Origin of the sequence: Kosakonia quasisacchari, assembly GCF_004331415.1 — a bacterium.
GTDB lineage: Bacteria > Pseudomonadota > Gammaproteobacteria > Enterobacterales > Enterobacteriaceae > Kosakonia > Kosakonia quasisacchari.
Map to the genome: position 1 here is coordinate 238,456 of NZ_SJOP01000003.1, position 24,900 is coordinate 263,355.

Annotated in this window: 21 protein-coding genes; 14 read left to right on the forward strand and 7 right to left on the reverse strand. The window is 54.2% G+C overall.

Translation table 11 applies throughout. The annotated features are described in order from the left end of the window. Nucleotides 1–81 precede the first annotated feature (81 nt). On the forward strand, nt 82–822 hold the full coding sequence (cysQ, locus tag E0L21_RS04940; protein WP_131407288.1) for a 3'(2'),5'-bisphosphate nucleotidase CysQ: 741 nt from the start codon (nt 82–84) through the stop codon (nt 820–822). Here the strand turns inward: cysQ and E0L21_RS04945 are convergent. Further along, complete coding sequence (locus E0L21_RS04945; RefSeq protein WP_017459133.1) at nt 816–1,373, reverse strand: YtfJ family protein; 558 nt, start codon at nt 1,371–1,373, stop codon at nt 816–818. The two genes, cysQ and E0L21_RS04945, sit on opposite strands and share 7 nt — an antisense overlap. Before the next feature lie 335 nt (nt 1,374–1,708). On the opposite strand from E0L21_RS04945, the gene E0L21_RS04950 reads away from it, so the two are divergent. After that, nucleotides 1,709–1,915: a DUF1107 domain-containing protein gene (locus tag E0L21_RS04950; RefSeq protein ID WP_004857160.1), complete on the forward strand. Its 207-nt coding sequence runs from the start codon at nt 1,709–1,711 to the stop codon at nt 1,913–1,915. Between the two features lie 73 nt (nt 1,916–1,988). Here E0L21_RS04950 and E0L21_RS04955 read toward each other — a convergent pair whose 3' ends face one another. Together E0L21_RS04955 and msrA are read right to left on the reverse strand one after the other, a co-directional pair. Continuing rightward, nucleotides 1,989–3,326, reverse strand: coding sequence for a hemolysin family protein (locus tag E0L21_RS04955; RefSeq protein ID WP_131407290.1), 1,338 nt, complete (start codon nt 3,324–3,326; stop codon nt 1,989–1,991). Nucleotides 3,327–3,506: 180 nt separating this feature from the next. Beyond that, nucleotides 3,507–4,151, reverse strand: a complete 645-nt coding sequence (msrA, locus tag E0L21_RS04960) for a peptide-methionine (S)-S-oxide reductase MsrA (RefSeq protein ID WP_131407292.1) — start codon at nt 4,149–4,151, stop codon at nt 3,507–3,509. 245 nt (nt 4,152–4,396) lie between these two features. Here msrA and tamA point away from each other — a divergent pair, with 245 nt between their 5' ends. The 4 genes from tamA (at nt 4,397) to E0L21_RS04980 (ending at nt 10,772) form a co-directional block, all read left to right on the forward strand. Then, nucleotides 4,397–6,130 carry an autotransporter assembly complex protein TamA gene (gene tamA / locus E0L21_RS04965; protein ID WP_131407294.1) on the forward strand — a complete coding sequence of 578 codons (1,734 nt, stop codon included), beginning with the start codon at nt 4,397–4,399 and terminating at the stop codon, nt 6,128–6,130. Continuing rightward, nucleotides 6,127–9,903 (forward strand): autotransporter assembly complex protein TamB, encoded by a 3,777-nt coding sequence (gene tamB, locus E0L21_RS04970; protein WP_131407296.1) that lies wholly within the window; start codon nt 6,127–6,129, stop codon nt 9,901–9,903. The genes tamA and tamB overlap by 4 nt, the downstream gene beginning before the upstream one ends. A 2-nt stretch (nt 9,904–9,905) precedes the next feature. Beyond that, the gene (locus E0L21_RS04975; RefSeq protein WP_020456270.1) at nt 9,906–10,256 is read left to right on the forward strand and encodes a gamma-glutamylcyclotransferase family protein; all 351 of its coding nucleotides are present in this window, start codon (nt 9,906–9,908) and stop codon (nt 10,254–10,256) included. 63 nt (nt 10,257–10,319) lie between these two features. Then, entirely contained in the window at nt 10,320–10,772 is a 453-nt protein-coding gene (locus tag E0L21_RS04980; protein WP_131407298.1) for a hypothetical protein, read from the forward strand. A gap of 153 nt (nt 10,773–10,925) precedes the next feature. Here E0L21_RS04980 and ppa read toward each other — a convergent pair whose 3' ends face one another. Beyond that, the gene (ppa, locus tag E0L21_RS04985; RefSeq protein ID WP_008460444.1) at nt 10,926–11,456 is read right to left on the reverse strand and encodes an inorganic diphosphatase; all 531 of its coding nucleotides are present in this window, start codon (nt 11,454–11,456) and stop codon (nt 10,926–10,928) included. 399 nt (nt 11,457–11,855) lie between these two features. Here ppa and ytfQ point away from each other — a divergent pair, with 399 nt between their 5' ends. The 6 genes from ytfQ to E0L21_RS05020 all read left to right on the forward strand — a co-directional run bounded on the left by ytfQ (nt 11,856) and on the right by E0L21_RS05020 (nt 18,578). Then, the gene (gene ytfQ, locus E0L21_RS04995) at nt 11,856–12,812 is read left to right on the forward strand and encodes a galactofuranose ABC transporter substrate-binding protein YtfQ (protein ID WP_131407300.1); all 957 of its coding nucleotides are present in this window, start codon (nt 11,856–11,858) and stop codon (nt 12,810–12,812) included. Between the two features lie 54 nt (nt 12,813–12,866). Continuing rightward, the gene (ytfR, locus tag E0L21_RS05000) at nt 12,867–14,369 is read left to right on the forward strand and encodes a galactofuranose ABC transporter, ATP-binding protein YtfR (protein ID WP_131407302.1); all 1,503 of its coding nucleotides are present in this window, start codon (nt 12,867–12,869) and stop codon (nt 14,367–14,369) included. A gap of 10 nt (nt 14,370–14,379) precedes the next feature. After that, nucleotides 14,380–15,405 carry a galactofuranose ABC transporter, ATP-binding protein YtfT gene (ytfT, locus tag E0L21_RS05005; protein WP_165501873.1) on the forward strand — a complete coding sequence of 342 codons (1,026 nt, stop codon included), beginning with the start codon at nt 14,380–14,382 and terminating at the stop codon, nt 15,403–15,405. Further along, nucleotides 15,392–16,393: a galactofuranose ABC transporter, permease protein YjfF gene (yjfF, locus tag E0L21_RS05010; protein ID WP_131407304.1), complete on the forward strand. Its 1,002-nt coding sequence runs from the start codon at nt 15,392–15,394 to the stop codon at nt 16,391–16,393. Before ytfT ends, yjfF begins: the two co-directional genes overlap by 14 nt. A 107-nt stretch (nt 16,394–16,500) precedes the next feature. Next, entirely contained in the window at nt 16,501–18,066 is a 1,566-nt protein-coding gene (locus tag E0L21_RS05015) for a methyl-accepting chemotaxis protein (RefSeq protein ID WP_131407306.1), read from the forward strand. Nucleotides 18,067–18,080: 14 nt separating this feature from the next. Continuing rightward, nucleotides 18,081–18,578, forward strand: a complete 498-nt coding sequence (locus E0L21_RS05020; RefSeq protein WP_131407308.1) for a DUF2569 domain-containing protein — start codon at nt 18,081–18,083, stop codon at nt 18,576–18,578. A gap of 46 nt (nt 18,579–18,624) precedes the next feature. Here the strand turns inward: E0L21_RS05020 and fbp are convergent, their stop codons facing one another. After that, on the reverse strand, nt 18,625–19,623 hold the full coding sequence (fbp, locus tag E0L21_RS05025) for a class 1 fructose-bisphosphatase (protein WP_165501874.1): 999 nt from the start codon (nt 19,621–19,623) through the stop codon (nt 18,625–18,627). 280 nt (nt 19,624–19,903) lie between these two features. Between fbp and mpl the strand changes: the two genes are divergently transcribed. Beyond that, nucleotides 19,904–21,286, forward strand: a complete 1,383-nt coding sequence (gene mpl / locus E0L21_RS05030) for a UDP-N-acetylmuramate:L-alanyl-gamma-D-glutamyl-meso-diaminopimelate ligase (protein WP_131407312.1) — start codon at nt 19,904–19,906, stop codon at nt 21,284–21,286. A gap of 62 nt (nt 21,287–21,348) precedes the next feature. On the opposite strand, the gene E0L21_RS05035 is transcribed toward mpl, so the two are convergent. Together E0L21_RS05035 and yjgA are read right to left on the reverse strand one after the other, a co-directional pair. Beyond that, nucleotides 21,349–22,557 carry an aldose 1-epimerase family protein gene (locus tag E0L21_RS05035; RefSeq protein WP_131407314.1) on the reverse strand — a complete coding sequence of 403 codons (1,209 nt, stop codon included), beginning with the start codon at nt 22,555–22,557 and terminating at the stop codon, nt 21,349–21,351. A 303-nt stretch (nt 22,558–22,860) separates the two neighbouring features. Beyond that, nucleotides 22,861–23,415, reverse strand: coding sequence for a ribosome biogenesis factor YjgA (yjgA, locus tag E0L21_RS05040; protein ID WP_131407316.1), 555 nt, complete (start codon nt 23,413–23,415; stop codon nt 22,861–22,863). Between the two features lie 94 nt (nt 23,416–23,509). On the opposite strand from yjgA, the gene pmbA reads away from it, so the two are divergent. Beyond that, entirely contained in the window at nt 23,510–24,862 is a 1,353-nt protein-coding gene (gene pmbA, locus E0L21_RS05045; protein WP_131407318.1) for a metalloprotease PmbA, read from the forward strand. Nucleotides 24,863–24,900: the final 38 nt, after the last annotated feature.

Below are 24,900 nucleotides of genomic sequence, written 5' to 3' on the forward strand. Positions count from 1 at the left end.
CTATCACAGATGGCAGATTCCGCAGCAATACGATATAAGTAAAACAATGAGTTACAAACCACTGAACAGAAGAGGTGGAAAATGTTAGATGCAATTTGCCAGCTCGCGCGCGAAGCGGGCGACGCCATTATGCAGGTTTATGATGGTCATAAACCGATGGAGGTCACCAGCAAAGTCGATGACTCGCCGGTGACGGCCGCAGATATTGCCGCGCACGGAGTGATTGTGCGCGGCTTACAGGCGCTGACGCCGGAAATTCCGGTGCTATCGGAAGAAGATCCACCCGGCTGGGAGGTTCGCCAAACATGGGGGCGTTACTGGCTGGTGGATCCGCTGGATGGCACCAAAGAGTTCATCAAGCGCAATGGTGAGTTTACCGTCAATATTGCCTTGATTGAGAACGGAAAACCGGTGCTCGGCGTGGTTTACGCCCCGGTGCTGCAAGTGATGTATTCCGCCGCAGAAGGCAAAGCCTGGAAAGAGGAAGCAGGGCATCACCAGCAAATTCAGGTGCGCGATGCGCGCCCGCCGCTGGTGGTCGTCAGCCGTTCGCATGCGGACGATGAACTGAAAGAGTATTTACAGCATCTTGGCGAACACCAGACCACCGCGATTGGCTCCTCGCTGAAGTTTTGCCTGGTGGCGGAAGGCAAAGCGCAGCTTTACCCGCGCTTTGGGCCGACCAACGTCTGGGACACCGCCGCAGGCCACGCGGTGGCGGTCGCCGCCGGGGCGCATGTTCACGACTGGCAGGGGCGCACACTGGATTACACCCCGCGTGAATCCTTCCTCAACCCCGGCTTTCGGGTTTCGCTCTACTGATTAAGCAGCTTGTGCAGCAGGTCGATTACCTGCTGCACCTCTTGCTGACTCAGACCGCCATCTTTTGCGTACTGTACGCGCCCGTCTTTATCCAGCACTACAATCGCCGAGCTCTCTTCGTCCAGTTTCCAGGCTTTACGCGTTACGCCTTCGCTATCCACAATAAATTGTGACCACGGGTAGAGCTTCTTATTGCTTTCGATGCTGCTGCGCACAAACATCGCGCTGCCGGGAATCGCGTCGTCGGTGTTAACGATGGTGGTGGTTTGGTACTTATCGTGCGGCAGTTTCGCGGATTTGATCGCTTCAATCAGCGCGGCATTCTTCTCTTTTGCCGAGGTTCGACCGGCAATATGCTGCACCACTCGCACTTTGCCTGGAAGTTGGGCGCTATTCCATTTTTTATAGCTAAACTTGTCGTTATCCAGTATCAACTCCCCTCTGTCGGCTATGCCCACAGGCGGCACGCGTTGGTTGTTTTCAAAATTATGGGCTGAAGCAACCAGCGGCAGTAACAGGCATGTCGCTGCCAGGATGTTACGTAGGGTCATGGCGTTTCCTTATTATCTCTTGTGTTTGTGCAGGTGATCCGACCACTTGGGCTCGCGTTTTAATCATAAATGCGATCAATACGTTTTTCCCGCAATCTGGATGCCAGTTTGCGGGCGAACGCACATAACCGTGAAAAAATGTGGGCTTATACTGCGCAGAGTAAGGTGTTGAAAAGAATATTCTGAATAATTGTCATCAAAAGGTAAATAAAGTTATTCACACTATGTATCGGTTAGGTTCTGAACTATAGTCATTGGGCATTAAAATTTGCGCTCATCTACGTTGGTCCGATTGTGGAACCGCAAGAGCGTAATGTTTCACAGGAGATACAAGAATGAAAATTTTCCAGCGTTACAACCCACTTCAGGTGGCTAAGTACGTAAAAATCCTGTTTCGTGGACGGTTGTATATCAAGGACGTTGGCGCTTTCGAGTTCGACAAGGGCAAAATCCTTATCCCGAAAGTGAAAGACAAACAGCATCTGTCTGTCATGTCTGAAGTTAACCGCCAGGTTCTGCGTCTGCAAACCGAGATGGCTTAATAGTTGTGCTATGCAGTAGTTTAAATACTATAAAAAACGGCCCCAAAGGGGCCGTTGACATTTCTGCAGCAGATTACGCCGCGCCTTTATTGTCGGCGTCCGGCAGCTTCGGTGTCAGCACCGTAGCGCGGGTATCAATACGGGTCACCAGCAGCTGATCGATGCGGTAGTTATCAATGTCCACCACTTCGAATTTGTAGCCGGAAAACTTCACCGCATCGGTGCGTTTCGGGATTTTACGCAGCATAAACATCATAAAGCCGCCGATGGTTTCATAATTGCCGGACTGCGGGAATTCATCAATATCCAGCACGCGCATCACGTCATCAATCGGCGTACCGCCATCAATTAGCCATGAGTTTTCATCACGCGCGACGATCATCTCTTCCAGGCCCTGACCGATCAGATCACCCATCAGCGTGGTCATCACATCGTTAAGCGTGATAACGCCTACTACCAGCGCGTATTCGTTCATGATCACCGCGAAGTCTTCACCGGCAGCTTTGAAACTTTCCAGCGCTTCAGAGAGCGTTAATGTGTCCGGGACAATCAGCGTATTGCGGATCTGCACGCCGCTGCTAAGCGCCATGCTCTGGTTTGCCAGCACGCGGTTCAGCAGATCTTTGGAATCGACATAGCCAACGATATGGTCGATATCATCTTTACAGACCAGAAACTTCGAATGCGGGTGCTCCGACACTTTATTTTTCAGGCTCTGCTCATCTTCGTGCAGATCGAACCAAATGACGTTTTCGCGCGAGGTCATTGACGACGGTACCGTGCGCGATTCCAGTTCAAACACGTTCTCAATCAGTTCGTGTTCCTGCTTACGCAGCACCCCGGCTAACGCACCGGCTTCCACAACCGCGTAAATATCGTCAGAGGTGATGTCATCTTTACGCGCCATCGGCAGTTTGAAGATGCGGAAAATGACGTTGGCCAGGCCGTTGAAAAACCAGACCAGCGGGCGGAAAACAAATAAGCAGAAGCGCATCGGGTTGATGATACGCAAAGCCACGGCTTCAGGCGCAATCATACCGATGCGTTTCGGTGTCAGGTCGGCGAAAAGAATGAATAACCCGGTCACCAGCGAGAAAGAGATAATAAAGCTGAGTTGTTCGGCAAGCTCCGCGGAAACCACATTGATCAATATGTTGTGAAAAACAGGGGAGAATGCCGCGTCGCCGACGATACCGCCAAGGATGGCGACGGCGTTAAGGCCAATTTGCACCACCGTAAAGAACATGCCAGGCGTTTCCTGCATTTTCAAAATACGTTGGGCGTTGATGTTGCCTTCATCGGCAAGCAGTTTGAGTTTAATTTTTCGCGATGCGGCGAGTGAGATCTCGGACAACGAGAAAAACGCACTTACCGCGATCAGACAGAGTATGACTAAGATACTGTTTAACATAATTTATCCAGTTATTAACCGGATCCTCGGAAGGGTTTTTGAAAATCCATGTGGTAAACACAATGAAAGCCGGCCCGAAGCAGTGGACCGGCAATTTCGAGGGGTAGTATAGCGTAAGCCTGTTGCAGGCTACCAGAGGCTTAATTTGCGCCGTTTTTCGGTGATAAACTCCGCTGCTTTTTAAGGGTTAAGCTGCGGTGGCAAACAAACACCAATCCCGCCGATACCGCAGTAGCCGTGCGGGTTTTTATACAGATATTGTTGATGCTCATCTTCCGCGTAATAAAACGGCGTCGCGGTTTTGATCTCAGTCGTTACCTGGCGTGCGTCGCCTGCGCTGCGCATCGCCTCCTGGAAGCGTGCGAGGCTGGCTTGTGCGGCGTCGCTTTGTTCCTGCGTCAGCGGGTAAATCCCCGAACGGTACTGCGTGCCCGAATCATTGCCCTGGCGCATGCCCTGCGCCGGATCGTGGTTTTCCCAGAAAACCTGCAGCAGTTTTTCATAACTCACGACATTCGGGTCATATACCACGCGCACCGCCTCCGCGTGACCGGTCAGACCGGAGCACACTTCGCGGTAGGTCGGGTTCGGCGTGTAACCCCCGGTATAACCAGCGGCAGTGCTGTAGACGCCTTCTCGTTGCCAGAACAGGCGCTCCACGCCCCAGAAACAGCCCATGGCAAACAAGGCGACTTCCATCCCTTCCGGAACATGACTCATTGAATGCTCGTTAACAGCATGTAAACTGGCTACCGGCATTGGCGTGTTGCGTCCGGGCAAAGCATCTGACTGAGAAACAAGCTCTTTTTTATCGAACAGACTCACGGTAATACCTCCCGGAGGGGCTAATTGCGGTTAGGGTTGTGTTGCGGCCTGTGTTTTAACACAATAAACGCCATAAATCAGACTAGATTTAAACATAAGAAATTTTGGGGTAGTCGTCTGCTTTTCAACCTGTGTTAACGGGTTTTTATCGGCTTGTGTTCTGTCGCAAGGCAAAACCTGGCTCAGCGCGGAGCTGCGCTTACGTTTCCTTCCAGGGGTGGGAACAAGGATATTCAGGAGAGAACGTGCCAAAGATCCGTCTGTTATGTTTTGCTGCTTTGTTGCTGGTGAGTGAAACGGCTTTCGCCGCCAATGTGCGATTGCAACTGGAAGGGCTCACCGGGGAGCTACAAAAAAATGTGCGCGCCCAGTTGTCCACCATTGAAAGCGATGAAGTCACCCCGGACCGCCGTTTCCAGGCGCGTGTGGATGACGCCATTCGTGAAGGGTTAAAAGCCTTAGGCTACTACGAACCCACCATCGATTTCGAACTGCGCCCACCGCCGGCGAAAGGGCGTCAGGTGCTGATTGCGCGTGTGCAAGCCGGTGAGCCGGTGCGCATTGGCGGCAATAGCGTGATCCTGCGCGGCGGCGCGCGTACGGACAGTGATTACCTCGACTTACTCAAAAAACGCCCCGCTATCGGCACGGTGTTGCACCATAACGATTACGACAATTTCAAAAAATCGCTCACCAGCGTGGCGCTGCGTAAAGGCTACTTCGACAGTCAATTCATTAAAAGCCAGTTGGGTATCGCGCTTGAGCGCCGCCAGGCGTTTTGGGATATCGATTACGACAGCGGCCAGCGTTACCGCTTTGGTACGGTGACGTTTGAAGGCTCGCAAATCCGCGACGAATATCTGCAAAACCTGGTGCCTTTCCACGAAGGGGATTATTACCAGACGCAGGATCTGGCAGAGCTGAATCGCCGCCTTTCTGCCACCGGCTGGTTTAATTCGGTGGTTGTTGCGCCAGAGTTCGATAAAGCGCGAAAAACCAAAGTGTTGCCGCTTAAAGGCGTGGTGTCACCGCGCACGGAAAACACCATTGAAACCGGGGTGGGTTACTCGACCGACGTCGGGCCGCGCGTCAAGGCTACATGGAAAAAGCCGTGGATGAACTCCTACGGTCACAGCCTGACCACCAGCACCAGTATCTCCGCGCCGGAACAGCAGCTTGATTTCAGCTACAAGATGCCGCTGCTGAAAAACCCACTTGAACAATATTACCTGGTGCAGGGCGGCTTTAAGCGTACCGATTTGAACGACACCGAGGCGGATTCCACCACACTCGCGCTGTCGCGATACTGGGATCTCTCCAGCGGCTGGCAGCGCGCTATCAATCTGCGCTGGAGCCTCGATCACTTTACGCAGGCGAATGTCACCAACACCACCATGCTGCTTTACCCTGGCGTGATGATCAGCCGTACCCGCTCGCGCGGCGGTCTGATGCCCACCTGGGGCGATTCGCAGCGCTACTCGGTGGATTACTCCAACACCGCCTGGGGATCGGATGTCGACTTCCTGGTGTTGCAGGCGCAAAACGTCTGGATCCGCACCCTTTATGATCGCCACCGTTTTGTGATGCGCGGCAATCTGGGCTGGATCGAAACCGGGGATTTTGATCGCGTGCCACCGGATCTGCGCTTCTTCGCCGGGGGCGATCGCAGTATTCGCGGCTACAAATACAAATCTATCGCCCCTAAAAATGACAGCGGCAAGCTGATTGGTGCGTCCAAGCTGGCCACCGGTTCGCTGGAGTATCAATACAACGTTACCGGCAAATGGTGGGGCGCGGCATTTGTTGATAGCGGCGAAGCGGTGAGCGATATCCGCCGCAGTAATGTGAAAACCGGCGCGGGCGTCGGCGTACGCTGGGAATCGCCGGTTGGGCCCATTAAGCTCGATTTCGCGGTACCGGTAGGTGATAAAGAAGAGCACGGATTACAGTTTTACATCGGGTTGGGGCCGGAATTATGAGTTTATGGAAGAAAATCAGCCTCGGCGTCCTGGTGTTTATCCTGCTGGTGCTGGGCACCGTAGTCTTTCTGGTGGGTACCACCAGTGGGCTGCATCTGTTATTTAAATCGGCCAACCGCTGGGTACCGGGGCTGGAAATTAGCCAGGTGACCGGCGGCTGGCGCGATCTCACGCTAAAAAATATCCGTTTTACCCAGCCGGGCGTAGCGGTTAACGCCGGCGAAGTACATCTCGCGGTTAAGCTCGGCTGCCTGCGCGACAGCAGCCTGTGCGTGAATGATCTGTCGTTGAAAGATATCAATGTCGTTATCGACAGCAAAAAAATGCCGCCCGCCGCACCGGTAAAAGAGGAAGAAAGCGGGCCGCTGAACCTCTCTACACCCTACTCGATAACGCTTAGCCGGGTGGCGCTCAACAATGTAAACATCAAAATCGACGACACCACCGTCTCGGTAATGGATTTCACCACCGGTTTGAACTGGCAGGAGAAAAACCTGACGCTGAAACCGACATTGCTACAAGGGCTGCTGATTGCCCTGCCGAAAGTGGCCGATGTGGCGCAAAAAGAGGTCGTTGAACCGAAAATCCAGAATCCGCAGCCGCAGGAAAAACCGCTCGGCGAAACGCTGAAAGCGCTGTTTGAAAAGCCGCTGCTGCCGGAAATGACCGATGTTCACCTGCCGCTCAACCTCAATATTGAAGAGTTTCGCGGCGAACAACTGCGTCTCACCGGCGATACCGACATTCTGGTGCGCAGCTTATTGCTGAAAGTGAGCAGTATCGACGGACAGATGAAGCTCGATGCGCTGGATGTGGATTCCAACCAGGGGCAGGTGCGCGCCACCGGTAGCGCCCAGTTGCGTGATACCTGGCCGGTGGATATTACGCTCAATACCACGCTGAATATCGATCCGCTGAAAGGCGAGAAGGTGAAACTGAAAGTCGGCGGCGAAATGCGTAAGCAACTCGACGTTGGCGTGAACCTTTCCGGTCCGGTCGACATGGATTTGCGCGCGCAAACCCAACTGGCCGAAGCCGGTTTGCCGCTGAATCTGGAGATAACCAGTAAGCAGCTTTACTGGCCGTTTACCGGGGAAAAACAGTACCAGGCCGATGACCTGAATCTGAAACTCACCGGCAAAATGACCGACTATACGCTGGCGTTTCGCACGGCGGTGAAAGGCCAGGATGTGCCACCTGCGACCATTACGCTGGATGCCAGGGGCAACGAGCAGCAACTGAGCCTTGATAAACTGGTGATCGCTGCGCTGGAGGGTAAAACCGAGTTGAAAGCGCTGCTCGACTGGCAACAGGCCATCAGCTGGCGCGGGGAGTTGACGCTCAACGGCATCGACACGGCGAAAGCATTTCCGGAATGGCCGTCAAAACTGAACGGCCTGATCAAAACGCGCGGCAGCCTGTACGGTGGTAGCTGGCAAATGGATGTGCCGGAGCTGAAGCTGAGCGGCAACGTGAAGCAAAACAAGGTCAACGTCGACGGGCAGCTTAAAGGCAACAGCTACTTGCAGTGGACGATTCCCGGCTTGCACCTGGAACTGGGGAAAAATAGCGCCGATATCAAAGGCGAGCTGGGCGTTAAAGATCTCAACCTGGATGCCACGATTGATGCGCCTGGGCTGAATAACGCGCTGCCGGGTCTGGGCGGCACAGCAAAAGGGCTGGTGAAAATTCGCGGTACGGTGGATGCGCCGCAGGCGCTGGCGGACATTACTGCGAATAACCTGCGCTGGCAGGCGCTTTCCGTGGCCCGCGTGCGCGTGGAAGGCGATGTGAAATCCAGCGACCAGATTGGCGGCAAACTGAACGTGCGCGTGGAACGCATTGCCCAGCCTGGGGTGAACCTCAGCCTTGTGACGCTGGCGGCAGATGGCAATGAGCAACAGCACAAACTCCAGTTGCGCGTGCAGGGCGAGCCGGTTTCTGGGCAGCTTAACCTGGCGGGCAGTTTTGACCGCCAGCAGCAGCGCTGGCAAGGGACACTGAGCGATACCCGCTTTGCCACGCCGGTTGGCCCGTGGTCGATTAATCGCCCGGTCACGCTGGATTACCGCAACCAGGAACAGAAAATCGCGATCGGCCCGCACTGCTGGTTGAACCCGAACGCCGAACTCTGCATTCCGCAAGCCATTGATGCGGGTGCAGAAGGCCGGGCGGTGGTGAACCTTAACCGCTTCGACCTTGCGATGCTGAAACCCTTTATGCCGGAAACCACGCAAGCTAGCGGTGTGTTCAGCGGTAAAGCGGATGTCAGTTGGGACACCACCAAGGAGGGGCTACCGCAGGGTGAAGTGACGCTCTCCGGGCGCGGCGTGAAAGTGACGCAGGTGGTGAATGACGCGCCGCTGCCACTCGCGTTTGATACCCTCAATCTCAACGCAAAACTGCGCGATAACCGGGCCGATCTCGGCTGGCTGATTCGCCTGACCAATAACGGTCAGTTCGATGGCCAGGTGCAAGTTACCGATCCGCAAGGGCGGCGCAATCTGGGCGGCAACGTGAATATTCGCAACTTCTCGCTGGCGATGGTGAACGCCATTTTCAGCCGCGGCGAGAAAGCGGCGGGCACGTTGAATGCCAGTTTACGTCTTGGCGGCAACGTGCAAAGCCCGCAGTTGTTCGGGCAATTGGGGCTTAACGGGCTGGACATTGATGGCAACTTTATGCCGTTTGATATGCAGCCCAGCCAGCTGGCAATGAATTTCAACGGCATGAGCTCAACCTTGCAGGGCGTGGTGCGTACCGGGCAGGGGCAGATCAACCTGAGCGGCGATGCCGACTGGAGCCAAATCGATAACTGGCGCGCCCGCGTGGCGGCGAAAGGCAGCAAAGTGCGTATTACCGTGCCGCCGATGGTACGTCTCGATGTCTCGCCGGATGTGGTATTCGAAGCGACGCCAAGCCTGTTTACGCTGGATGGCAACGTGGATGTACCGTGGGCGCGCATCGTGGTGCATGACTTACCGGAAAGCGCGGTTGGCGTCTCCAGCGATGAAGTTATGCTGAATAACGACTTGCAGCCTGAGCAGCCAAAAAGCGCGTCGATTCCGATCAACAGCAACCTGACCGTGCATGTCGGCAATAACGTGCGGTTGGATGCATTCGGCCTGAAAGCGCGGCTGACGGGCGATCTGAAAGTGGCACAGGATAAGCAGGGGCTTGGGCTCAACGGGCAGATCAACATCCCGGAAGGGCGTTTCCATGCTTACGGCCAGGATTTGCTGGTGCGTAAAGGCGAGCTGTTATTCTCCGGGCCGCCGGATCAGCCGATGCTGAATATCGAAGCGATTCGTAATCCAGAATCCACCGCGAACGATGTGATTGCCGGTGTTCGCGTCACTGGCACCGCCGATGAGCCGAAAGCAGAGATCTTCTCCGACCCGGCGATGTCGCAACAAGAAGCGCTCTCGTACCTGCTTCGTGGCCAGGGGCTGGAGAGCGAACAGAGCGACAGCGCGGCGATGACTTCCATGCTGATTGGCTTAGGGGTTGCACAAAGTGGTCAGGTTGTGGGTAAAATCGGCGAGACTTTTGGCGTCAGCAATCTGGCGCTGGACACCCAGGGCGTCGGCGACTCCTCGCAGGTGGTGGTTAGCGGCTATGTGCTACCGGGTCTACAAGTAAAATATGGTGTAGGAATTTTTGACTCACTGGCGACTCTCACGTTACGTTATCGCCTGATGCCTAAGCTGTATCTTGAAGCGGTGTCTGGCGTAGATCAGGCACTTGATTTGCTCTATCAGTTTGAGTTTTAGCAATGCGAATATTTGTCTACGGCAGTTTACGACGCAAGCAAGGCAACAGCCACTGGATGACCAATGCTCAGTGGCTGGGGGACTTTTGTGTCGAAAATCATCAGCTGTATAGTCTGGGGCACTATCCGGGTGCAGTAGCCGGTGAAGGAAGCGTCAAGGGTGAAGTTTATCGCATCGACGCAGCAACGCTCGGTGAGCTGGACGCTTTGCGCACTGCGGGCGGCGAGTATAAACGCCAGTTGATCCAGACGCCTTATGGCAGCGCCTGGATGTATGTTTACCAGCGTTCGGTTGAGGGAAAAACCTTGATCGAGAGCGGTAACTGGCTTGACCGCGAGCAGTACCAGAAATAATCAGTCCTGGAGAACCGCGCCGCTGGCGCGGTTTTTCTTTTTAGCAAAGTAAGGACGAGAAGAATGTTACGTAAGACAGCCTGGGGGCTTGCCGCAGCGCTGCTGTTGGCAGGCCTTTTTAGTTTTGGCTACCTCACTTATTACCCTTTTCTCCATTTTTTCTGGGGGAGTACCGACCTGATAGCGACCTCCGTTTCCGCCACAATGCTGGCGACGCTGATTAATGGTTTGTTATTTGCTTTTTCGGGCCTGCTGATGCTGGCTTTGATGTTGCGACAAAATGCCCGGCAGCGTTTTTCAGCGCAGAGGATTGTGGCAAGGAGCCTGGGAATCGCGCTGGGGAATGTGGCCCTGTTTAGCCTGTTTGTTGCGGGACATAAATTCCTGCTGGCGCCGCAAATACCGCAAGGCGTTAGCGTGGATATCACCCACGACTATTTCCTCCCGGAATGGGTGCTGAGCACAGTTATTGTGTTGATGCTTTCTGCCTGGCGGCATAAAGCCCGTCCAGCGTAAGAGTTTGCCAAAGCGCGCTCCGCTTATCCCATTTCAGCCATTTTGTCGCCAGGATCAGGCAGCGCGGTCATTAAGCCGACAGCCCATAAAGCCAGGGCGAAAAAAAGCCCTGGCCGCATAACGCATACCAGGGCTTTTTTCAGATAAAGCGGATTATTTCTTCGCTGCGCGCTCGAAAGAGGCAATGATTTCTGCTTTAGCCGCTTCAGCGTTGTCCCAGCCGTCCACTTTCACCCATTTGCCTTTTTCGAGATCTTTGTAGTGCTCGAAGAAGTGCGTGATCTGTGCTTTCAGCAGTTCCGGCAGGTCGTTCACATCTTTAATGTGATCGTACTCTTTGCTCAGTTTGGTGTGCGGAACGGCAACCAGTTTGGCATCTTCGCCAGACTCGTCGGTCATTTTCAGCACGCCAACCGGGCGGCAGCGGATCACAGAGCCTGGCTCCAGCGGGTACGGCGTCGGCACCAGCACATCTACCGGGTCACCATCCAGCGAAAGGGTGTGGTTGATATAACCGTAGTTGCACGGATAGAACATCGCGGTGGACATGAAACGGTCAACGAACAGCGCGCCGCTTTCTTTGTCGACTTCGTATTTGATCGGGTCAGCGTTAGCCGGAATTTCGATAACAACATAGATATCTTCTGGCAGATCTTTACCCGCCGGGACGTTCAGTAAGCTCATGTTTGTTTCCTTTAAAATGTGTGGCAAACAAGTGCCGGGTATTATAGCCAACTGGCGGTGAATGTCTTGGGCTGTTTTAACGTGCTCACACATTTTCAGACGCTTACTGACACTTATTTTTGACAGTTTTATCCATAACCATAGCAGCATAATCAATAATTTTATGTAACCGATTACAGCGAAACTCCGTTCACGTTGTCCTGCAGTTAATTTCTGCAATTTCAATGGATAAAAGAGGTGAATTAAAACGGCGCTTTTCGCGCGCCAGATCGCAACTGGTCATCAACAATTCATTCACTTTTCCGATTTGTGATGTAACGCATTCTGTTACATCCTCGATTGTCTATAGTTTTCCCGCAGGCGAAGTTGTAGCCAACAATAACCCTCGAGGATGCTCTTATGTGGAAGCGCTTACTTCTTGTCACAGCAGTTTCGGCAGCCATGTCGTCTATGGCGATGGCCGCCCCGTTAACCGTAGGATTTTCGCAGGTCGGATCTGAATCCGGCTGGCGAGCCGCTGAAACCAACGTCGCGAAAAGCGAAGCCAGCAAGCGTGGCATTACGCTGAAAATTGCTGACGGTCAGCAGAAACAGGAAAACCAACTCAAAGCGGTACGTTCCTTCATCGCTCAGGGCGTTGACGCTATCTTTATCGCGCCGGTGGTGGCGACAGGCTGGGAGCCCGTGCTGAAAGAAGCCAAAGACGCCAAAATCCCGGTGTTCTTGCTCGACCGCTCCATCGATGTCAAAGACAAGTCGCTTTATATGACTACCGTCACCGCCGACAACATCCTTGAAGGTAAGTTGATTGGCGAATGGCTGGTGAAAACCGTTGCGGGCAAACCGTGTAACGTCGTTGAGCTGCAAGGCACTGTGGGTGCGAGCGTGGCTATCGATCGTAAAAAAGGGTTTGCCGAAGCCATTTCGAAAGCCTCTAACATCAAAATCATCCGTTCTCAGTCTGGTGACTTTACCCGCAGTAAAGGTAAAGAGGTGATGGAGAGTTTCATCAAGGCGGAAAACAACGGCAAAAATATTTGCATGGTTTACGCCCACAACGATGACATGGTGATCGGTGCGATTCAGGCGATCAAAGAAGCGGGCCTGAAACCGGGCAAAGACATTTTGACCGGCTCTATCGACGGCGTGCCGGATATCTACAAAGCGATGATCGATGGCGAAGCAAACGCCAGCGTCGAGCTGACACCAAACATGGCTGGCCCGGCGTTCGACGCGCTGGAGAAATTCAAAAAAGACGGCACCCTGCCGCCGAAGTTGACCATTACCAAATCGACACTCTATCTGCCGGATACGGCGAAAGAGGAGTTAGAGAAAAAGAAAAACATGGGTTACTGAGTCGCAAAAACCCTCTCCCCGGCGGGGAGAGGGTAAATGTGTAAGGGGTCAACAATGAACGCGGAAGCACACCAGGAAATCCTGCGTACCGAAGGCTTAAGTAAATTCTTTCCCGGCGTAAAAGCGCTCGATAACGTGGATTTCAGCCTGCGCCGCGGCGAAATCATGGCCCTGCTCGGGGAGAACGGCGCGGGGAAATCGACGCTAATCAAAGCGTTAACCGGCGTTTACCACGCCGATAAAGGCGCCATCTGGCTGGAAGGCCAGCAAATCAATCCGAAAAATACTGCCCATGCGCAACAACTCGGCATCGGGACGGTGTACCAGGAAGTCAACCTGCTGCCGAATATGTCGGTGGCAGATAACCTATTTATTGGCCGCGAACCCCGACGTTTTGGTTTATTGCGTCGTAAAGAGATGGAAACGCGAGCGGCTGAACTGATGGAATCCTACGGTTTCTCGCTGGATGTGCGCGAGCCGCTCAACCGCTATTCGGTGGCAATGCAGCAGATTGTGGCAATTTGCCGCGCCATCGATCTCTCCGCCAAAGTGTTGATCCTTGATGAACCCACCGCCAGCCTCGATACCCAGGAAGTGGAGATGCTGTTTACCCTGATGCGCCAGTTGCGCGATCAGGGCGTCAGCCTGATCTTCGTCACCCACTTTCTGGATCAAGTGTATGACGTTAGCGACCGTATCACCGTGCTGCGCAACGGCGGATTTGTGGGTTGCAAACCTACCAGCGAGTTGCCGCAAATCGAGCTGATCAAAATGATGTTGGGCCGTGAGCTGGAAAGCAACGCGCTGCAACGCGCCGGGCGCACGCTGCTGAGTGAAAAACCGGTGGCGGCGTTCAATGGTTACGGCAAAAAAGGGGTGATCGCCCCGTTCGATCTGGAAGTGCGCCCCGGTGAAATTGTCGGTCTGGCTGGCTTGTTAGGTTCGGGGCGCACCGAAACCGCTGAAGTGATTTTTGGCATCAAACCTGCCGACAGCGGCAGCGCGACCATCAAAGGCAAGCAGCAATCTTTGCGTTCTCCGCACCAGGCTTCGTGTCTGGGCATCGGTTTTTGCCCGGAAGACCGGAAAACCGACGGCATTATTGCCGCCGCGTCGGTGCGGGAAAACATTGTGCTGGCGTTGCAGGCGCAGCGCGGCTGGCTACGGCCAATCCCGCGCAAAGAGCAGAACGCCATTGCTGAGCGCTTTATTCGCCAGCTTGGCATCCGCACACCGAGCGCCGAGCAGCCGATTGAGTTTCTTTCCGGCGGCAACCAACAGAAAGTATTGCTTTCGCGCTGGTTGCTGACGCGCCCGCAATTCCTGATCCTCGATGAGCCGACGCGCGGTATCGATGTGGGCGCGCATGCGGAGATCATTCGCCTGATAGAAACCCTCTGTGCCGATGGCCTTGCATTGCTGGTTATCTCCTCCGAGCTGGAAGAGTTAGTTGGCTATGCGGATCGGGTGATTATCATGCGCGATCGTAAACAGGTGGCGGAGATCCCGCTCGCTGAGTTGTCCGTTCCGGCGATCATGAATGCCATTGCGGCGTAAGGAGTAAAGTGTGATGCCTCAATCACTTGGCCAAACGACGCCGCCAAAGCGCCGTTTTAACTGGCCGACCGGAACGCCGCAGCTGATTGCTCTGCTGCTGGTGTTGGTGGTGGATAGCCTGGTCGCGCCGCATTTTTATCAGGTGGTGTTACAGGATGGTCGCCTGTTCGGCAGCCCGATAGACATTCTTAACCGCGCTGCGCCGGTGGCGCTGCTGGCGATTGGTATGACGCTGGTGATTGCCACTGGCGGTATCGATCTGTCGGTCGGCGCGGTGATGGCAATTGCCGGGGCGACGGCCGCGTCGTTAACGGTCGCCGGGCACAGCCTGACGGTAGTGCTGCTGGCGGCGCTTGGTACCGGCGTGCTGGCCGGGTTGTGGAACGGTATTCTGGTGGCGATTTTGAAGATCCAACCGTTTGTCGCCACGCTGATTTTGATGGTCGCCGGGCGCGGTGTCGCGCAGTTGATCACCTCCGGGCAGATTGTCACCTTTAACGCCCCGTCGCTGGCATGGCTGGGCAGCGGTTCGCTGCTGCTGTTTCCGACACCGGTGATTATCGCACTGGTGACGCTGGTGTTGTTCTGGCTGTTCACCCGCAAAACCGCCCTCGGTATGTTTATTGAAGCGGTGGGCATCAACATTCGTGCGGCGAAAAACGCCGGCGTGAATACGCGCGTAGTGGTGATGCTGGCTTATGTGCTGAGCGGTGTTTGCGCGGCGATAGCCGGGGTGATTGTCGCGGCGGACATTCGCGGGGCGGATGCCAACAACGCCGGGCTGTGGCTTGAACTGGACGCGATTCTGGCGGTGGTTATCGGTGGCGGTTCGCTGATGGGCGGGCGCTTTAACCTTGTGCTGTCGGTGGTGGGCGCGCTGATTATTCAGGGTATGAACACAGGTATTTTGCTCTCCGGTTTCCAGCCGGAACTCAACCAGGTGGTGAAAGCGGTGGTGGTGATGTGCGTACTGATTGTTCAGTCGCCGCGCTTTATCGCGCTGATTAAAGGAGTACGCGGTCATGATAAAACGTAATTTACCGCTGATGATAACGCTGGGCGTGTTTGTGCTCGGCTATCTCTACTGCCTGACGCAGTTCCCCGGTTTTGCGTCGACGCGAGTGATTTGTAACATCCTGACGGATAATGCCTTTCTGGGGATTATCGCCGTCGGTATGACCTTTGTGATCCTCTCCGGCGGCATTGATTTATCCGTCGGCTCGGTAATCGCCTTCACTGGGGTTTTTCTGGCGAAAGCCATTGGCGACTGGGGTATCTCGCCGCTGCTGGCGTTCCCGTTGATTTTGCTGATGGGCACCGCGTTTGGCGCGTTTATGGGGCTTTTGATCGACGCGTTAAAAATCCCGGCGTTTATCATTACCCTGGCAGGAATGTTTTTCCTGCGCGGCGTCAGCTACCTGCTGTCGGAAGAGTCGATTCCGATTAATCACCCCATTTATGATTCGCTCTCGAGCCTGGCGTGGATGATCCCCGGCGGCGGGCGTTTGAGCGCGATGGGGCTGCTGATGCTATTCGTGGTGGTGATCGGTATTTTCCTCGCGCACCGCACTCGCTTTGGCAACGAAGTTTACGCCATTGGCGGTAATGCCACTTCCGCGAATCTGATGGGTATCTCAACGCGTAGCACCACTATTCGTATCTATATGCTTTCCACTGGGCTTGCGACGCTGGCGGGGATTGTCTTCTCCATTTACACCCAGGCGGGTTACGCGCTGGCGGGCGTTGGGGTGGAACTGGATGCCATCGCCTCGGTGGTGATTGGCGGTACATTGCTTAGCGGCGGTGTCGGCACGGTGCTCGGCACGCTGTTTGGTGTGGGTATTCAGGGGCTTATTCAGACCTATATTAACTTCGATGGAACGCTCAGCTCCTGGTGGACAAAGATTGCCATCGGCATTCTGTTGTTTATTTTTATCGCGTTGCAACGTGGCTTAATCGTACTGTGGGAGAACCGCCAAAACTCACCTGTTACGCGCGTTAGCACAACGGTAACAAAGCAATAACATATTGAAATGACTATTTTTCCCTAAAGTAATTCCGGTAGCGGTCGATAACTGACGAATCGGCTTAATTTACGCCAAAAAGTATCGCTGCTACCGGGATTCACATCATGCTTAAAACGCTTTCGATCCGTACTGGTTTACTTTCTTTACTGGCTGTTATGACGCTTCTCCTGCTGCTCGTCAGTGGCATCGGAGTTTATGCACTTAATAAAAGTTCCTCATCGTTGGAGCGAATTAGCCAACTTCAGGGCGAAAAGATGGCGCGCCTGAGTGAAGGCTACACGCTGATTCTGCGCGCGCGTAATGAAGCGGGCCAGGCCGTTCGCATGATGGAAGTCGGTTTGCTGGATGATGCAGCTAAATCGGTGAAAATGATCAATGGCGAAATTGAACACGGTGAGCAATCGCTTGCTGGTGTCATCAACGCAGGTGTCGATGACGAGCAAGGGTCTGCGCTGCTGGCGGCGTTGGCGAAAAGCTACGGCGACTATGTCAATCAGGGCATTAAACCGATGCAGGATGCGCTAAACCAACAGAGTGCAGATGCCTACTACGACCTGCTGGAAAACAAACTGATCCCTATCTCCCGCCAGTTCGACAACGACATGCAGGCATTCCAGAAATGGAGCGAAGTGCGCGGCAAAGCGGAAGTGAGCGCCGTTCAGAGCAGTAAAAACGGCGTTATGCTGCTGATTCTGGTGGTGGCATTGCTGGTGGCCGGGATCATTGTGTTGGCCTGGCTGGCGCTGCGCCATTTGCTGCTGAAGCCGCTGGATACCTCTATTCAGCAACTGGAACAGGTGGCGGCAGGGGATTTGACCTACCTGAAAACCGACGTCAGTAGCAAAGAATTTAATCGGCTGAATGCGGCCATCGAAGAGATGCGTCAGTCACTGGTGGGTTCGGTCACCCGCGTGCGCGATGCCAGTTCACAAATTGATACCGGCAGTCGTGAGTTAGCGGCGGGCAACGTCGATTTGTCGCAGCGTACGGAATCTACCGCCACATCGCTGGAGCAAACCGCGGCCAGCATGGAGCAGATCACCGCCACGGTGAAACTCAATGCCGACAACGCCGAGCAGGCGCACAAACTGGCGAAGACCGTTTCCGATACCGCCGATCGCGGCAGCGAAATGGTCTGCTATGTTATTGAAAAAATGCGCGATATCTCTACCAGTTCCGATCGTATCGCCGACATTCTTAGCGTAATTGACGCCATTGCTTTCCAGACCAATATCCTGGCACTGAACGCCGCCGTTGAAGCCGCCCGCGCGGGTGAACAAGGGCGCGGTTTTGCGGTGGTTGCTGGCGAAGTGCGTAACCTTGCCAGCCGCAGCGCCGAGTCAGCGAAAGAGATTCGGACGCTTATCAGCAGCTCTCAAGCGCAGGTTTCTGAAGGCAGCGATCTGGCGATGCAGGCCGGTGAAACGATGGACGAAATCGCCGAAGAAGTGTTGCGAATGACCAAACTCATGCGCGAAATCGCCAATGCATCGCAGGAGCAGAGCCGCGGTATTGAGCAGGTGAATATCGCCGTTAGCCAGATGGATGAAACCGCGCAGCAAAACGCGGCGCTGGTGCAGCAATCTTCTGCAGCGACCCGTTCGCTGGAAGAGCAGTCGCGCGAGCTGTTGCAGGCAATGGCTTCATTCCGTTTACAGGCACAGGGATAACAAAAGGCAACAACATGGGAACGTGTATTCAATGCGATAAGGACGCGCTGAAAGAGAGTGATTTCTGCGCGGAGTGCGAGGCGCGCGAGTTTAAAAAAATTCGCGGCTGGCTGTTTGTGCCGGCGATCTCGCTGGTGCTCTCTCTGCTGACGATTGTTGTGTCAATCAACACGACCGTCCAGGAACTGATGGAGAACGACGGCGCGTTCGTCGCAGGGCAGAAAGGGCTGCTTATTTTCGAACTGGTTTTCTTTGTGGCGATGTTTGCCTACACATTGTTCGTTTCGAGCCTGTTCTTTCGAAAAAAGCGTCAGCTTCCGCGTTGTTACATCGGTTTTCTGCTGCTTTGGCTTGCGTTTTACGGGATGGATTTAGTGCTGGCACATCAGTTTATGGATCTGCCTTACGTCTACGATAACGTTAAGCCGTTGCTGCGTAATGCCGTAAGCGCGGCGATTTGGATCCCCTATTTCCTGGTATCCGTGCGCGTAAAACGCACGTTCGTTCGCTAAAAAAAAGCGCCACGATTGTGGCGCTTTTCTCATTTTCCTCGGCCGATTAGGCGTCCGGGAACTCACGCAGATAACGTTCTACGTCATCCACCATATGTTCGTTGCCGACAAAGAACGGACGGCGCTGGTGCAGACTTCCCGGTTGGATATCCAGAATACGGTTTTTGCCGTCGCTGGCTTTACCGCCCGCTTGTTCAGCGAGGAAAGCCATCGGGTTGCATTCGTACAGCAAGCGCAGTTTCCCTTCCGGGTGGCTGGCGGTGCTTGGGTAGAGGTAAATCCCGCCTTTCAGCAGGTTACGGTGGAAATCCGCCACCAGCGAACCGATGTAGCGCGTGGTGTAAGGGCGGTTGGTCGCTTTATCTTCTTCCTGGCAGAACTTCAGGTATTTCTTCACACCCTGCGGGAATTTGATGTAGTTGCCTTCGTTAATGGAGTAAGTGTTGCCACGCTCCGGGAAACGCATACGCTCCTGGCTCAGGCAGAACACGCCGAGTGACGGATCGTAAGTGAAGGCGTGTACGCCGCAGCCGGTGGTGTAAACCAGCATGGTGGACGAACCGTAGACCACATAACCAGCGGCGACTTGCTTGTTGCCCGGTTGCAGGAAGTCTTCCATGGTCACCGACGTGCCGACTGGCGTTACGCGGCGATAGATGGAGAAAATTGTCCCGACGGAGACGTTAACGTCGATGTTGGAGGAACCATCCAGAGGATCCATCAGCACCACATATTTCGCGTGTTCACAGCCTTCGAAAACGACGATCTCATCTTCTTCTTCAGAGGCGATCCCAGCCACGATATCGCGGGCGCGGAGTGCGGCTTTCAGTTTTTCATTCGCGAACAGGTCGAGTTTTTGTTGCTCCTCGCCCTGCACGTTTTCAGCACCGCTTGCACCCAGGATATCGACCAGACCGGCCTTATTGATATCACGATGAATGATCTTGGCGCCCAGTTTTATCGCCGACAGCAAAGCAGTCAGTTCACCCGTTGCATGCGAGAACTCATGCTGCTTTTCGACAATAAATTCACCTAACGTTTTCATAACACTTTCCCTGCATTTTTCATGATGGAGTAAAGCGATTGTAGCCTGTGGTTTTCAGGTTGCTGCTCACAGCAAGTTCCGGATATTAAACAGCTGATACCGTAACAGCCAGAGCTTTCGCAAACGAAAACGCGAAGGTCATGCAACAATACTAACAAACATTCAAAAGTCCGCGCACAGGTGAATCGCGCCAGCTACATACGGATTATCCTGAAATGCATTTCTCTGCGGTTAAACATATGGGTAAAATGTGCGCCAGTTTAGGAAAGGATAATGACGAATGCGCATTCATATTTTGGGGATTTGTGGCACTTTCATGGGCGGGCTGGCAATGCTGGCGCGCTCGCTGGGACACCAGGTAACGGGCTCGGACGACAGTGTCTATCCGCCAATGAGCACGCTGCTTGAGAATCAAGGGATTGAACTGATTGAAGGTTATGACGCAAGCCAGCTCTCTCCCGCGCCGGATTTGGTCATCATCGGCAACGTGATGAAGCGCGGTAACCCGTGTGTGGAAGCGGTGCTGGAAAAGAACATTCCGTTTATGTCTGGCCCGCAATGGCTGCATGACTTTGTGCTGCGCGACCGTTGGGTTGTCGCCATTGCCGGTACGCATGGTAAAACCACTACCGCCGGCATGGCGACCTGGATCCTTGAAGCCTGCGGCTATAAACCGGGTTTTGTGATTGGCGGCGTTCCGGGCAACTTTGACGTCTCTGCGCGCCTGGGCGAAAGTCCGTTCTTCGTGATTGAAGCCGATGAATATGACTGCGCCTTCTTCGACAAACGTTCCAAATTTGTCCATTACTGCCCGCGTACGCTGGTGCTCAATAACCTTGAGTTTGACCACGCGGATATTTTCGACGACCTGAAAGCGATCCAGAAACAGTTCCACCACCTGGTGCGTATCGTGCCGGGGCAGGGGAAAATCATCTGGCCGGAAAACGACATCAACCTGAAACAGACGATGGCGATGGGCTGCTGGAGCGAGCAGGAACTGGTGGGCGAGCAGGGCCACTGGCAGGCGAAAAAACTGAACACCGACGCCTCCAACTGGGAAGTGTGGCTGGATAACGAACGCGTCGGTCAGGTGCACTGGGGTTTGGTGGGCGAACACAACATGCATAATGGCCTGATGGCGATTGCCGCCGCGCGCCATGTCGGTGTTGCCCCGGCAGATGCGGCGAAGGCGCTGGACTCTTTTATCAACGCGCGCCGTCGCCTGGAACTGCGTGGCGAAGCCAATGGTGTTACGGTGTATGACGATTTTGCGCATCACCCGACAGCAATCCTGGCAACCCTCGCTGCGCTGCGCGGTAAAGTGGGCGGCACCGCGAAGATCATCGCCGTGCTGGAGCCTCGCTCAAACACCATGAAAATGGGCATCTGCAAAGACGATCTGGCCCCGTCGCTGGGACGCGCTGACGAGGTGTATCTGCTGCAACCGCCGCATATTCCCTGGCAAGTGGCGGAAGTGGCGGATGCCTGCGTGCAGCCTGCGCACTGGAGTGCGGATATCGATACGCTGGCGGATATGATTGTCAAAAGCGCGCAGCCGGGCGATCACATTCTGGTGATGAGTAACGGCGGATTTGGCGGGATCCACCAGAAACTGCTCGATGGACTGGCGAAAAAAGCGCAGCTCGCTGCTGAAAACACCTGATTGAAATAAACAAAATAAAAAACCGCGCCCGAAACCTGGCGCGGTTTTTTTATGCCTGTGCGTTACTCTTTCGCCATTGGCGTTTCAATGGACTGCGGCGTTTTGCTGCCCTGAATTTCCTGCACGCGTTTCTCTACTTCAGCTACCTGGCCGCTGTTGTGCAGCAGCGTATAGGTTAAATCGAAGCGGGTGCTCTGGCCTGGTTGCAGCTGTTTCACGCGTTTTTGCTCGCGTTCAATGGTCACCGGATAGGCGTAGCTGGTGCCCGGCTCGATACCGGTCACGTAACCCTGTTTTTCCGTATCGGTATTTTTCCACAGCGTCAGCACCGGCAACTGTTCGGTGTTGTAGCTAATCGCCACGCCTTTGTCCCCGGCCTTGTTCAGCAATGCCGCGACAGTCTGTTTGCTGGCATCGGCCAGCGGCTTGATATTAAACACCATTTCGTCGAAGCCTTTGGTCGGCCCGGCGTAAGTTTGCCACTCTTTCAGCCCTTTTTTGGCGTAATCATTGAACGGGCTGACGTTTTCATACGGCGTAATAAAGCGCGCGCCCTGCTCAAGAATCGGCTTGCTGAAGTTGCTGTGGTAGATGATCTGGTAATCGTGCGGGTAGTCAGCGTGGTTGGTCAGCACGTCATGCAGGCTGAAACTGTTGCTGCCGGGAATGTAGCGCAGTTCCATTTCTGTTTGCAGATCTGCTTTTTTGAATGTGCTCTCTTTCACTAACCCGCGAATGCGAATTTCATACGGCGCGGTTTCGCTGACATCGACGGAAACCTGCGAAGCAGGCGTGTTGCCCGCTTTGCCGTGCAGGGTGTAAATCTGCCCGTCTGCTGTTACCGGATGGCCGGTCCATTCGTAACCGCAGCGCACCACCATTTCGTTGAAACCTTCCAGCCAGCCGAGGCCGTTACGGCTTTCCAGGTTGATAAATGCCGGGTTCACTATTTCTTTTACCGGTGAGCTCCAGCCCATATGTACGCCAAAACCGTCGGCATAGAGCAAGTTCATGCCGCGTGTCGGGCTCAGCGCGATAGTCAGGCCGTTTTTACTGCTCAATTTAATGACTTTGCTGCCTTCTTGTTTACCGCCGTGCAGCACCACCTGTTCAATGCTGAATTCCTGGTCTTTGATGTTCAGCTGATCGCTGCTGATCCGCCAGTTTCCCTGCTCAATACCGCCTTCAGCACTTGTCAGCACCCAGGTTTTCGCCATCACCTGGCCGGATACAAGCAGGGCAAGTGCGGAAAGCATTACTGTTTTTTTCATTATTTCGTCCTTTTTAGCTGAATCGATTATCTGTACCACGGCTGAAATCTACGTTTTGCGCAGCAGAGAAAATGTGATCTGTTTCATTTGGTGAAAAAGAGCGCTAAAGAGAACGTAAAAAGCGCGTATTGATCGCATTTATCTATGAAATGAAAGCTATAGAGGCGGGAAATATGTGATGGTGGATGATTTTAGCTTTAACGATTCAGCTAAAATCATGCAAGCATTAATGAGGTAATAAATGAAGAAGAAAGGGGAAGCGGGAAAAGCCCTCTCCCGCAGGAGAGGGTTAGCACAGTGCGATTACTGTTCGCTGGTTTCGGCCAGTTCACGCAGAAACTGGAAGATTAAACGCGCGGATTTCGGCGGTTTGTTACCTTCTTTCTCTTTCTTCGCATTACGGATGAGCGAACGTAGCTGCTGGCGGTCAGCGTCCGGCCACAGGTTCAGCACCTCTGGCACCGCATCATCACCCTCTTCAATCAGGCGATCGCGGATCTGCTCCAGTTTGTGGAAAAAAGCAACTTGCTGGTTGTGGCGGTTTTTCAGCTTATCCAGCGCCTGGCGAATCGGATCGACATCGCGCTGACGCAGCATTTTACCGATCAACTGCAACTGACGGCGGCGACCCTCTTTCTTAATGCGCTGCGCCAGTTCAATGGCGTCGCGCAGATCCTGGTCGAGCGGGAGTTTATCCAGCGCGTTTTTGCCAAGATCGACCATTTCCGCGCCGAGCTGCTTTAACTCTTCAGCATCGCGCTTAATTTCACTCTTACTGACCCAGATGATCTCATCATCTTCGTCTTCAATATCATCACCGGGCACGTCGTCGAGCCAGTCGTCGGGCTGCTTTGTCATCTCAGGCTCCTTAAAAAAGAGGCTAATGTTACCAGTTAAGGCGCGCACTGAAAAACGGTTCTCTGTTAGACTTCAAAGATTCTCTCCCTTAATTATGGCATTGGCGATGAAAGTAATCACACAAGTTGCACAACAACGCAAAACGCTGGAAGAGGCGGTTTCCACCGCGCTGGAATTAGCCGCCGGAAAAGCGGACGGTGCGGAAGTGGCTGTCAGTAAAACTACCGGGATTGGCGTTAGCACGCGCTACGGCGAAGTGGAGAATGTCGAATTTAACAGCGATGGCGCGCTGGGGATAACCGTCTATCACCAGAACCGCAAAGGCAGCGCGTCGTCGACCGATCTCAGCCCCGAAGCGATTGCCCGCACCGTGCAGGCGGCGCTTGATATCGCGCGTTACACCTCGCCAGATCCTTACGCAGGCATTGCGGATAAAGATCTGCTGGCGTTCGAGGCACCGGATCTCGATTTGTTCCACCCGGCGGAAGTGACGCCCGATGAAGCTATCGAATGGGCCGCGCGCGCGGAACAGGCGGCGCTGAAAGCGGATAAACGCATTAATAATACCGAAGGCGGCAGCTTCAACAGCCACTACGGCATTAAAGTCTTCGGCAACAGCCACGGCATGCTGCAAAGCTACTGCTCAACGCGTCACTCCTTGTCGAGCTGCGTGATTGCTGAAGAGAATGGCGACATGGAGCGCGATTACGCTTACACCATCAGCCGCGATATTAACGAACTGCAAACGCCGGAGTGGGTCGGCGAAGAGTGTGCTAAGCGCACGCTGTCCCGCCTGTCGCCGCGTAAGCTGCCGACCATGAAAGCGCCGGTGATTTTCGGTCACGAAGTGGCGACCGGCCTGTTTGGTCACCTGGTGGGCGCGATTGCCGGGGGTTCTGTCTACCGCAAATCAACGTTCCTGCTGGATTATCTCGGCAAACAAATCCTGCCTGAATGGCTGACCATTGAAGAACATCCGCACCTGCTGAAAGGGCTGGCGTCTTCACCGTTCGACAGCGAAGGCGTGCGTACTGAACGCCGCGATATCGTCAAAGATGGCGTGCTGATGCAGTGGCTGCTGACCAATTACTCCGCGCGTAAGCTGGGGCTGAAAAGCACCGGGCATGCAGGCGGTATCCATAACTGGCGCATTGCCGGGCGCGGTTTGAGCTTTGAGCAAATGCTAAAAGAGATGGGCACCGGGCTTGTGGTCACCGAGCTAATGGGCCAGGGCGTGAGCGGCATTACCGGCGATTATTCGCGCGGCGCGTCCGGTTTTTGGGTAGAAAATGGTGAAATCCAGTACCCGGTGAGCGAAATTACCATTGCCGGAAATTTGAAAGATATGTGGCGTAATATCGTTACCGTTGGTGACGATATCGAACACCGTAGCAATATTCAGTGTGGTTCAGTATTACTCCCGGAGATGAAAATCGCCGGACAATAACTCCGTGGCGCACAGAGTTGCGCCTTTAGCGTAAATAA

Coding starts and splice junctions, on each gene's coding strand:
- E0L21_RS04955 (WP_131407290.1), bottom strand. CDS start 3,326: ATGTTAAACAGTATCTTAGTCATACTCTGTCTGATCGCGGTAAGTGCG.
- ppa (WP_008460444.1), bottom strand. CDS start 11,456: ATGAGCTTACTGAACGTCCCGGCGGGTAAAGATCTGCCAGAAGATATC.
- cysQ (WP_131407288.1), top strand. CDS start 82: ATGTTAGATGCAATTTGCCAGCTCGCGCGCGAAGCGGGCGACGCCATT.
- E0L21_RS05035 (WP_131407314.1), bottom strand. CDS start 22,557: ATGAAAAAAACAGTAATGCTTTCCGCACTTGCCCTGCTTGTATCCGGC.
- mpl (WP_131407312.1), top strand. CDS start 19,904: ATGCGCATTCATATTTTGGGGATTTGTGGCACTTTCATGGGCGGGCTG.
- pmbA (WP_131407318.1), top strand. CDS start 23,510: ATGGCATTGGCGATGAAAGTAATCACACAAGTTGCACAACAACGCAAA.
- yjgA (WP_131407316.1), bottom strand. CDS start 23,415: ATGACAAAGCAGCCCGACGACTGGCTCGACGACGTGCCCGGTGATGAT.
- ytfR (WP_131407302.1), top strand. CDS start 12,867: ATGAACGCGGAAGCACACCAGGAAATCCTGCGTACCGAAGGCTTAAGT.
- fbp (WP_165501874.1), bottom strand. CDS start 19,623: ATGAAAACGTTAGGTGAATTTATTGTCGAAAAGCAGCATGAGTTCTCG.
- yjfF (WP_131407304.1), top strand. CDS start 15,392: ATGATAAAACGTAATTTACCGCTGATGATAACGCTGGGCGTGTTTGTG.
- E0L21_RS04980 (WP_131407298.1), top strand. CDS start 10,320: ATGTTACGTAAGACAGCCTGGGGGCTTGCCGCAGCGCTGCTGTTGGCA.
- E0L21_RS05015 (WP_131407306.1), top strand. CDS start 16,501: ATGCTTAAAACGCTTTCGATCCGTACTGGTTTACTTTCTTTACTGGCT.
- E0L21_RS04975 (WP_020456270.1), top strand. CDS start 9,906: ATGCGAATATTTGTCTACGGCAGTTTACGACGCAAGCAAGGCAACAGC.
- E0L21_RS04945 (WP_017459133.1), bottom strand. CDS start 1,373: ATGACCCTACGTAACATCCTGGCAGCGACATGCCTGTTACTGCCGCTG.
- ytfQ (WP_131407300.1), top strand. CDS start 11,856: ATGTGGAAGCGCTTACTTCTTGTCACAGCAGTTTCGGCAGCCATGTCG.
- tamB (WP_131407296.1), top strand. CDS start 6,127: ATGAGTTTATGGAAGAAAATCAGCCTCGGCGTCCTGGTGTTTATCCTG.
- E0L21_RS04950 (WP_004857160.1), top strand. CDS start 1,709: ATGAAAATTTTCCAGCGTTACAACCCACTTCAGGTGGCTAAGTACGTA.
- E0L21_RS05020 (WP_131407308.1), top strand. CDS start 18,081: ATGGGAACGTGTATTCAATGCGATAAGGACGCGCTGAAAGAGAGTGAT.